At 72.9% G+C, this 8,966-nt stretch carries 11 protein-coding genes and 1 pseudogene; 5 read left to right on the top strand and 7 right to left on the bottom strand.

What is annotated here, in order from left to right; genetic code table 11:
* Positions 1-1,440, bottom strand: a 1,440-nt coding sequence (locus tag FHP29_RS14080; protein WP_139623800.1) for an LVIVD repeat-containing protein, incomplete at its 3' end; no start/stop codon positions are given.
* Positions 1,441-1,533: 93 nt separating this feature from the next.
* Between FHP29_RS14080 and FHP29_RS14075 the strand changes: the two genes are divergently transcribed.
* Together FHP29_RS14075 and FHP29_RS14070 are read left to right on the top strand one after the other, a co-directional pair.
* Entirely contained in the window at positions 1,534-2,232 is a 699-nt protein-coding gene (locus FHP29_RS14075) for a DUF305 domain-containing protein (RefSeq protein WP_139623503.1), read from the top strand.
* Positions 2,233-2,330: 98 nt separating this feature from the next.
* On the top strand, positions 2,331-2,600 hold the full coding sequence (locus FHP29_RS14070; RefSeq protein ID WP_139623502.1) for a hypothetical protein: 270 nt from the start codon (positions 2,331-2,333) through the stop codon (positions 2,598-2,600).
* Between the two features lie 10 nt (positions 2,601-2,610).
* Here the strand turns inward: FHP29_RS14070 and FHP29_RS14065 are convergent, their stop codons facing one another.
* Together FHP29_RS14065 and FHP29_RS14060 are read right to left on the bottom strand one after the other, a co-directional pair.
* Positions 2,611-2,817, bottom strand: coding sequence for a hypothetical protein (locus FHP29_RS14065; RefSeq protein WP_139623501.1), 207 nt, complete (start codon positions 2,815-2,817; stop codon positions 2,611-2,613).
* Between the two features lie 77 nt (positions 2,818-2,894).
* Positions 2,895-3,296, bottom strand: coding sequence for a VOC family protein (locus FHP29_RS14060; protein WP_139623500.1), 402 nt, complete (start codon positions 3,294-3,296; stop codon positions 2,895-2,897).
* An 87-nt stretch (positions 3,297-3,383) separates the two neighbouring features.
* Between FHP29_RS14060 and FHP29_RS14055 the strand changes: the two genes are divergently transcribed.
* The gene (locus tag FHP29_RS14055; protein WP_139623499.1) at positions 3,384-4,148 is read left to right on the top strand and encodes a TetR/AcrR family transcriptional regulator; all 765 of its coding nucleotides are present in this window, start codon (positions 3,384-3,386) and stop codon (positions 4,146-4,148) included.
* 46 nt (positions 4,149-4,194) lie between these two features.
* Here the strand turns inward: FHP29_RS14055 and FHP29_RS14050 are convergent, their stop codons facing one another.
* Entirely contained in the window at positions 4,195-4,815 is a 621-nt protein-coding gene (locus tag FHP29_RS14050; RefSeq protein ID WP_139623498.1) for a hypothetical protein, read from the bottom strand.
* A gap of 33 nt (positions 4,816-4,848) precedes the next feature.
* On the opposite strand from FHP29_RS14050, the gene FHP29_RS14045 reads away from it, so the two are divergent.
* Positions 4,849-5,871 carry an enoyl-CoA hydratase/isomerase family protein gene (locus FHP29_RS14045; protein WP_139623497.1) on the top strand — a complete coding sequence of 341 codons (1,023 nt, stop codon included), beginning with the start codon at positions 4,849-4,851 and terminating at the stop codon, positions 5,869-5,871.
* Here the strand turns inward: FHP29_RS14045 and FHP29_RS14040 are convergent.
* Positions 5,868-6,266 (bottom strand): arsenate reductase ArsC, encoded by a 399-nt coding sequence (locus FHP29_RS14040; RefSeq protein WP_139623496.1) that lies wholly within the window; start codon positions 6,264-6,266, stop codon positions 5,868-5,870. The two genes, FHP29_RS14045 and FHP29_RS14040, sit on opposite strands and share 4 nt — an antisense overlap.
* Entirely contained in the window at positions 6,263-7,003 is a 741-nt protein-coding gene (locus tag FHP29_RS14035; RefSeq protein ID WP_420813422.1) for an aquaporin, read from the bottom strand. Before FHP29_RS14035 ends, FHP29_RS14040 begins: the two co-directional genes overlap by 4 nt.
* 47 nt (positions 7,004-7,050) lie before the next feature.
* On the opposite strand from FHP29_RS14035, the gene FHP29_RS22240 reads away from it, so the two are divergent.
* Positions 7,051-7,725, top strand: a complete 675-nt coding sequence (locus tag FHP29_RS22240) for a metalloregulator ArsR/SmtB family transcription factor (RefSeq protein ID WP_139623494.1) — start codon at positions 7,051-7,053, stop codon at positions 7,723-7,725.
* A gap of 66 nt (positions 7,726-7,791) precedes the next feature.
* Here FHP29_RS22240 and FHP29_RS22750 read toward each other — a convergent pair.
* Positions 7,792-8,958 (bottom strand): annotated as a pseudogene (locus tag FHP29_RS22750) (MFS transporter); the annotation flags it as partial.
* Positions 8,959-8,966 lie beyond the last annotated feature (8 nt).

The raw sequence follows: 8,966 nt of genomic DNA, 5'->3' as shown, positions 1-8,966 counted from the left end.
CACGTCGAAGCCCTGCTGGATGTCGCTGGAGTAGATGTGGCCGTTGTACCAGTACGCCGACCACGAGCCGCCGAGGATCAGCCGATCGGTCGACAGCGGGCCGCGGTCGAAGAACGCGATCTCCTTCGGGTTCGCCGAGTCGGTGAAGTCCCACACCGAGATCCCGCCCTGGTACCAGGCCTGGACCATGATGTCGCGACCGGCGACCGGGATCAGCGAGCCGTTGTGCGCCACGCAGTTCTCGGTGTTGGCCTGGGTCCGCGGGATCTTGAAGTAGGACCGGAACTCGAGCTGGCCACCGACGATGTCGTAGATGCCGTCGGCGCCCTTCTGCGCCCCGATGGTCGGGTTGCACGTCGGCCCGCCGCCGCCGCCGAGCTCGTCGGTGAAGACGACCTTGGTGCCGGCGTTGTTGAAGGTCGCGGAGTGCCAGAAGGCGAAGTTCTCGGTGTCGCGGACCTGCTCGGTCACCACCGGGCTCTCGCGGTCGGAGATGTCGACCAGGATGCCGTCGCCCATGCAGGCGCCGGCCATCACGTCCTTGCTCGGGTAGGCCGTCAGGTCGTGGCAGCCCGAGGTCTCCCGCGAGTAGCCGCCCGGCGGGTTGCCGCCGCCCTCCTCGGCCGGGAAGAGCACCGGCTCGCTGACGACCGCGGCGTCCTGCGGCGCGGCCACGGGGACCTTCACCACGCTGATCTGGTCGTGCGGCGGCTGGCAGTCGGGGAAGTTGACGTTGGGGGAGTACGACGAGACGTAGACGTAGACGTCCCTGCCGTCCTTCGACGGGGCGAGCGTGTGGGTGTGCGAGCCGCACGCGGTCTCCACCGAGGCGACGTACTCCGGGGCGGTCGGCTCGCTGATGTCGAAGACGCGGATGCCCTCCCACGACTCCTTGATCGTCGCCGACTGCGGCACGTTGGAGCAGGTGTCGTTGCTGCGGCTGGAGTCGACGCTGAGGACGAGGAGGTCGCCGAGGACCGAGATGTCGTTCTGCGAGCCGGGGCAGAGGACCTGGGTGACGAGCTGCGGCTTGTGGGGCTTGCGGATGTCGTAGACCGAGAGGCCGTCGTAGTTGCCCTGGAAGGCGTAGTCGCCCTGGAAGGCGAGGTCGGTCTCGAAGGACGACTCGCCGGCGAACGGCCCGGACTTCGGGATGTTCGCGAGGAGCTCGATGTTGGCGCTCTTCTCGATCTCGCCGGGCGCGAGCACGGCGGCCCGGTCGTCCAGCTTCGCGATGTCGAGGCCGGGCAGGCAGGCGAGGGCGAAGTTGTCGCCCGCCCGCTCGTTGGCCCGTTGCTGGCCGGGTGGGCACGGACCGGCCGCGCCGTGGTCGTCGTCGTGGGCTCCGGCGGGCAGGCTCACTGCCGCGATGCCGAGGGCCACGACGCTCAGCGTGGTGACGCCGAGCCTGCGCAGACGCAGAGGGACAGGGATCGCCATGTTCACTCCCGAGAATGTTGGTGGATGCTGATCCGGTCCTGATGCTGGCCTAAGGTGAGCCGGGTCACAAGCCTTTTGTAAGGAGAGTTCTTCGTGTCTCGGATCCGGCCTCGGTCGCTGTCCCCTGCCTTCTGCGTCGTCGCGCTCGTCCTCGCGCTCGCCCTCAGCGGATGCCTCGCCAAGGAGAGCGACGAGGACGGCGGGCGCGGGAACGGTCAGGACGGTTCATCCGCGGTCGTCGTCCAGCCCGGGGGGCCCGGCGAGGCGGCCTCGACGCTCGAGCCCGGAGCCACCGCGGAGCACGCGGACGCGGCCCACGACGACGTGGCGTTCATGCAGATGATGATCCCGCACCACGCGCAGGCGCTGACGATGTCGGAGCTCGCTCCGCAGCGGGCCCGCTCGCCCCAGGTGAAGGCCCTCGCCCGCCGGATCCTCGCGGCGCAGCGACCCGAGATCCTCACCATGGCGGCCTGGTTGAGCGAGCGCGAGCTCGCCGTACCGTCGGCGCAGGACGACCCCGCCGACTTCGACCACGGCGAGCACGGGCACGCCGCGATGCACGGCATGCTGACCGACGAGCAGATGGACGAGCTCGAGGCGGCCCACGGCGCCGAGTTCGACCGGCTCTTCCTCACCGGGATGATCCAGCACCACGAGGGTGCGATCGCCATGGCCGACGCGGTCGCGACCGCCGGGACCGACGTGCAGGCCACCGAGATCGCCAACGAGATCGTGATCGGCCAGGGCGCCGAGGTCGACCGGATGCGGGATCTGCTCGCCGGCCTGTGAGCCGGCGCCGTACGTCCCCGCCGGGGGACGGTTCTGGTGAGCCATCGCACCCGGACGGGGGTACGAGCGCCTCGACCCCCGGAGGTAGCGTGGCCCTCATGACTCGGGCTCAGGGCTACGGTGGCGCCTCCTACGGTTCGGGCGCCCAGGTGCAGGGGCGCGACGGGTTCCGGACCTTCACGGTGCGCGAGCTGGTCGCCTACGGCCGGCTGATCGTCGACCGCGAACGGGTCGACCCGGAGCGCGTGGTGCACGAGTTCATCCGCGCCAACCCCGACATCGATCTCGACGCGCGCAGCACGGTCACCGACTGGCAGGCCGGCTACCGCCCCGGCGACACCGCCGAGCGTCCGGGCGGCTACTTCTGAGCCACCCGGCTCACTTCGAGGGCTCGGTGTCGCACTGCACCTTCGGGTTCACCCCGAAGTAGTTGAGCGGACCAGCGACGACGGTCAGCGCGGTGTCGCTGAAGGTCTTGCAGTTCACGTCGCGGTCGTCGCTGAAGTAGCCGCGTTGCACGGCGGCCAGGACTCCGAAGATCAGCCAGATCACGATCAGGATCGCGCCGATGCCGGTGCCTCTCATGTGACCCCCCTTGCGTCGATGGTGGGCCTTCTCGGTACCCCGGCCGCGCCGATTCAGGCGGTCGCGGCCCGGCGCGGTCAGCCGGCGTACTGCGGGTCGGTCGGCGCGACCCACTGGACGAGCTGGAAGATCACGCCGTTGGGGTCGGCCATCTGGAAGTAGCGCTCGCCCCACGGCTCGGTCTCGATGGGGGTCACGATCTCGACGCCCTCGTCGCGGAGGCGGGCGTACTCGGTGTCGATGTCGTCGACGGTGAACACGACGAGCAGTCCGTCGGCCGGACCCGCGGCGGACGCCGGCTTGAAGGAGCCGAGCCCGGTGCGCAGATAGATCAGGTTGATCGCGGCGTCCGGGTGCTCCAACGAGCAGAACCCGTCGGCGGACATGGCCTCGTTGAACCCGAGGTGGCGCTGCGCCCAGGCGGCGGAGGACTCGACGTCGGCGACGTTGAGCGAGACGGCGCTTGCGGTGATGTTCACGTGGCTCCTGGTGGTCGGGTGGATGAGGTCGTTCATTATACGCCGTACAGTGTACGACGTACAATTCAGATGTGGCAGACTGCAGCCATGAGCGGGGCGAGCACGGGCGGCGGCGAGCCGAGCCGGACCCTGGCCCTGCTGTGGGGGGATCCCTCCGCAGGGCCGCGGCGCAAGGGCCCCGGCCGCTCGGTGAGCGTCGAGCAGCTGGTCACCGCCGCCCTCGCGCTCGCCGACGAGCACGGCCTGGCCGCCGTCACGACCCGCGCCGTGGCCGAGCGGGTCGGCATCTCGGCGATGTCGGTCTACACCTACGTGCCCGGCAAGCCCGAGCTCCTCGACCTCATGGTCGACGCCGTCCACCTGACGATGCCGCGGCCCGCCTGGCGCAGCCGCTCCTGGCGCACGAGGCTCACCCGCGTGGCCGAGAGCAACCGCGACCTGCTCCGGGCCCACCCCTGGCTGACGGAGGTCGCCGCGCTCAGCCGCCCACCGCTCGGCCCCGGCGTGATGGCGAAGTACGAGCACGAGCTTGCGGCCCTCGACGGCACCGGGCTGAGCGACGTCGACACCGACGCCGCGCTCACCTATCTGCTCGGCTTCGTCCAGGCGCACGGCCGCGCGGCGCACGACGCCGCGCGGGCGACGACCGACAGCGCGATGAGCGACGCCGAGTGGTGGGCGGCGAACCAGCCGATCCTCGCGCGCGCCCTCGACCCGGAGACCTACCCGCGTGCGGTGCGCGTCGGGGCCGCGGCCGGTGCGGCCCAGGGCAGCGCCTGGAGCGCCGACCGGTCCTGGCGCTTCGGCCTGGCCCGCACGCTGGACGGGCTGGCCGCGCTCATCGACGGCTGACCAGGCTCAGAACGGGCTCAGCAGACGCTCTGGACGAGCGTGGTGGTCAGTCTCGGGCTCGCTCCGCCAGCCGGACGGCGGCGTGGCGCACGATCCCTGCCTCGCCCTCGTCGCGGGCGGCCTCGTGGGGGATCTGTCCGCCGAGCAGTCCGGCGGGCTGGGTGAGCCAGGCCCACACCTGCCACGGCTCCATCCCCGAGGACAGCAGCGGCTCGAGGATCGCCGCCAGCTCCGGGCGCAGCTCCCCGTCATCGGTGAGCTGGAAGGCGGGCACGAGCACGCCGCCGTCGTACGCGACCAGGAGCAGGGCGTGCCGCTCGGCGGCCTTGTGGACCGCGAACCGTGCCGCGTTCTCCGACACCCCGCGCAGCCGGGCGAGGCTCGCGTAGCTGTGCGTGGGTGAGGCGAGCAGTGCCGTGCGGACGGCGGCGCGGCGGCGCAGCTGCACGAGCCCGAGCGGGACCGCGTGCGCCGGGTCGTCGCCGTCCTGGTGGAGCACGCGATCGAGGTCGGCGAGCTGGTCGTCGGTGAGGGGCGCCCCCGTGCCGGGGTCGCGCCAGCGCGCGACACCGCCGAGGTCGCGCTCGAAGGACGGCAGCCCGGCGCCCTCGAGATGGTCGGCCAGTCCCAGCTCCTCGAGCCACGCGGCCAGCTGCTCCCCGTTCACGGGGTCCAGCCTCGCACTGGGAGACTCGGCCCCATGCAGCAGGTCGACGACGGACAGACCGACGCGCAGACCGACGCGCGGGCCGAGGTGCGGGTCGAGCGCCTCGGCCCTGTGGGGCGGATCGTGCTCGACCGCCCGCGTGCGCTGAACGCGATCACCCTCGGCATGGTCGAGCGGATCCACGCCGCGCTCGAGGACTGGCGTGACGCCGGCCTGCGCGCCGTGGTCGTGGAGAGCGCCTCCGAGCGGGCGTTCTGCGCCGGCGGCGACATCCGCCGGGTCCGGGAGAACTCGCTGGCCGGGCGGTACGACGAGAGCCGACGCTTCTTCGAGACGGAGTACGCCGTCAACGCGCTCCTCGGGAGCTATCCCGTCCCGGTCGTGGCTCTCGTCGGCGGGCTGTGCCTGGGCGGCGGGATGGGCCTGTCGGTGCACGGCACCTTCGTCGTGGTCTCACCCGAGGCCTCCTTCGCGATGCCGGAGACGAAGATCGGCTTCTTCCCCGACGTCGGCGGATCGCACTTCCTGCCGCGCCTGCCCGGACACACCGGTCGCTATCTCGGCCTCACCGGCGCCCGGATCGGCGCTGCCGACGCCCTCGCGCTCGGTCTCGCCACCCACGCCTGCTCGTCCTCCGACCTGGCGCGGCTGCCCGAGCTGATCGCGTCGTACGACGGCCCGCTGGAGCAGTTGCTGCGCGAGCTCGCGCCGGCCCGGCCGGGTGAGGCGGGCGCTCTCGCGCCGGTGCGCCCGGAGCTGGAGTGGGTGTTCAGCGCCCCCGACCTCGCCACCATCCGCGCGCGCCTGGACCGCCTCGCCGACGGCACCGGTCCGGTGGCCGCCTGGGCGGGCGAGACCGCGGCCGCGCTGGCCGCGGCGTCGCCGTCCAGTCTCGAGGTGACCGACCGGCTTCTCGTCGAGGGGCGCGGACGCTCGCTCGAGGAGTGCCTGCGCGCGGAGCTGGCCACCGCGAACCGGATGATGCGCAGCCCCGACTTCCTCGAGGGGGTGCGGGCGGTGCTGGTCGACAAGGACCACGCGCCGAGGTGGGCCTAGCCGGTGAGCTCGGCCACCAGCGTCTCGACCCGGCGGCGGATCTCGTCGCGGATCGGACGGACGGCCTCGATGCCCTGGCCGGCGGGGTCCTCGAGGACCCAGTCCTCGTAGCGCTTGCCGGGGTAGAAGGGGCACTCGTCGCCGCAGCCCATGGTGATCACGACGTCGGCCTCCTGCACGGCCGAGTCGGTGAGCACCTTCGGCTGCTCGGCGGCGATGTCGATGCCCTCCTCGGCCATCGCGGCGACCGCGACCGGGTTGATCCGGTCGGCGGGCTGCGAGCCGGCGGAGAGGACCTCGATCCGGTCGCCGGCGAGGTGCTGCAGCCAGCCGGCGGCCATCTGCGAGCGCCCGGCGTTGTGGACGCAGACGAAGAGCACGGTCGGTGTGGTCATCGGATCTCCTCCGGTCGGTCGGTGGCGTGGGGGACGACGACGTCGTCGGCGACCTCGCCGGCGTCGGGATAGAGGGCGAGGGTGAGCACGACGCCGACCCCGAGGCCGACGACCTGCATGGCGACGAACGCCGGGACGGAGCCGGGGGCGATGCCGGCGAAGGTGTCGCTGAAGACCCGGCCCACGGTCACGGCCGGGTTGGCGAACGACGTGGAGCTGGTGAACCAGTACGCCGCCCCGATGTAGGCGCCGACGGCGGGCGCGGCGAGGGCGCCCCGACCGGTGCGGGCCAGGGCGAAGATCAGCGCGACCAGTCCCGCGGTCGCCACGACCTCGGCGACCAGGTGGCCGCCGCTCACCCGGTCCGTGGTCGAGAGGCCGGGCCCGACCTCGAACATCGCGTTGGCGAGGACGGCGCCGGCGATCCCGCCGCCGACCTGGGCGACGGCGTACGCCGCGACGTCGGGCAGGGACAGCCCCGCAGCCGAGCGCCGGCCGAGGAACCAGTCCGCGAGCGAGACCACCGGGTTGAAGTGCGCGCCGGACACCGGGCCGAGCCACAGGATCAGGACGGTCAGGCCGAGCACGGTCGCGGTGGAGTTCTCGAGCAGCTGGAGGCCGACGTCGCCGGGGGACAGGGTCGCGGCGGCGATGCCGGAGCCGACCACCACGGCGACGAGGAGCGCGGTGCCGACGAACTCGGCCAGCAGGCGGCGCGGCAGCGGGGCAGGGGTCACAGCGGACATGTTGACCTGGCGAGGATTGCTCAGTCAAACTTGAGGCAATGAACATTGAGCAAACAGGGTCGGTCGACCGCCGGGTGCGGGTCCACGCCGCACTCGCCGACCCCACCCGGCTGCGGATCGTCGACCTGCTCGCCGTCGGCGATGCCGCGTCGTCCGAGCTCGCCGCCGGACTCGGCACGCCGTCGAACCTGCTCGCCCACCACCTCGGGACCCTGGAGGCCGCGGGGCTGATCGAGCGGCACCGCTCCGAGGGGGACGGCCGGCGCAGCTACTGGCGGCTCGTCGCGGCTGAGGTGACGCCGGCCGACGCGTCGCTGGCGACGCCCGCGCGGGTGGTCTTCGTCTGCACCGCCAACACCGCGCGGTCCCACCTGGCCGCCGCGCTGTGGCGCCGCGCGAGTCGACTCCCGGTCGCCTCGGCGGGCACCCATCCCGCGGAGCGCATCGCCCGCGGTGCTCTCGCCGCGGCCCGCCGCCACGACCTCGACCTGCCCGACGTGTCCCCGCGGCACCTCGACGCCGTGCACCCGGCGCCGGACGACCTGGTCGTCACCGTGTGCGACCGCGCCCACGAGGAGCTCGGATCGCGCTCACAGGTCCACTGGTCGGTCCCCGACCCGGTCGCGGTCGGCACGACAGCGGCCTTCGACGCTGCCGTCGGCGAGCTCGACCGCCGGGTGGCCCATCTCGTCCCGCTCCTGCCGACCGCCTGAGCCCGATCTCGAGCCTGTTCCCGAGCCTGTTCCCGAGCCTGGGCCGCCGGCGGCGACCGCGAGCGCGGCAGCGAGCAGGCCGAGCCCGCCCAGCACCACGAAGAGGCTGGTGTAGCCGCCGGCCCAGGACGCCACCGCGGCGCCGAACGCCGGGGCCAGCGCCGCCGCGACGCCGAGCGGCGCGTTGTAGGTCCCGTTGAGCGCGGCGTACCGCTCCGGTCCCCAGTGATCGCTCACCACGGTGGCTCCGACGAGGGTGAACAGGCCGCGGGCGGCGCCGGCGACGATCGACAGCCCGATCAGCAGCGGGACCGGTCCGGGGACGGCCGCGAGCGCCAGCATCATCGCCGCGAGGACGACGATCACCGCCGCGGCGCGGGGGTTCGGTGCGAGCCGGCGGTCGAGCACGGGATAGAGCAGGCGGCCCGCGACCTGGCCGGCGCCGCCCAGCCCGAGCGCCCAGGCGGCCAGGTGCACGCTCATGCCGCGATCGAGCAGGAGCGGCACGAGATGGACCAGCGAGGCGTACATGACCAGCGAGGTGAGCGCACCGGAGGCGGCCAGCAGGACGAAGGTCCGGCTGCGTACGACGGCGCGGTCGGTCTGGTCGTGGGCGCCGTGTGCGGCGGGGGCCGAGTGCCAGGGCAGCCGCAGGGCGACGGCGTGGGCGGGCGCGGTGGTGACGAGGAGCAGCGCACCCAGGACGAGATAGGTCGCGCGCCAGCCGAGCTCCTCGCCCAGCTCTGCCGTCAGCGGACCGAAGACGGTCGACGCGAACCCCGCCACCAAGGTGAGCGTGGTGATCGCGCGCACCCGCCGGGTGCCGAACCACTGGGTCAGCGCGGCGAACGCCGGCGGATAGAAGACGCCGGCGCTCGCCGCCCCCGCCACCAGCCAGCCGAGGAAGAACACGGGCAGCGAGGGCGCCGTCGCGATCACGCCGACCGCGCCGGCGCCGACGACGCTGCCGCCGGTCATGATCCAGCGCGGTCCGTGCTCCTGCAGGACCCGGCCGACGAGGATCCCGCCCACCGCGCCGACCACGCTCCCCGCCGAGAACGACGCCGTGACCGCGGTCAGCGACCAGCCGGTGTCGTCGGCGATGCCGGGCGCCAGGACGGTGAACGCGTAGTACAGGACGCCGTACGCGATCGTCACCGTGACGCAGAGGGTGACGAGCACCCGCTGCGCCTCGCGGTGGGCGACCGGCTCGGATCGGCGCTCAGCCTGCATCTACCGAT

It is taken from the genome of Nocardioides albidus (genome assembly GCF_006335005.1).
Lineage (GTDB): Bacteria > Actinomycetota > Actinomycetes > Propionibacteriales > Nocardioidaceae > Nocardioides > Nocardioides albidus.
The sequence above is the reverse complement of the archived record's forward strand: the minus strand, read 5'-3'. Positions and strand labels throughout refer to the sequence as shown.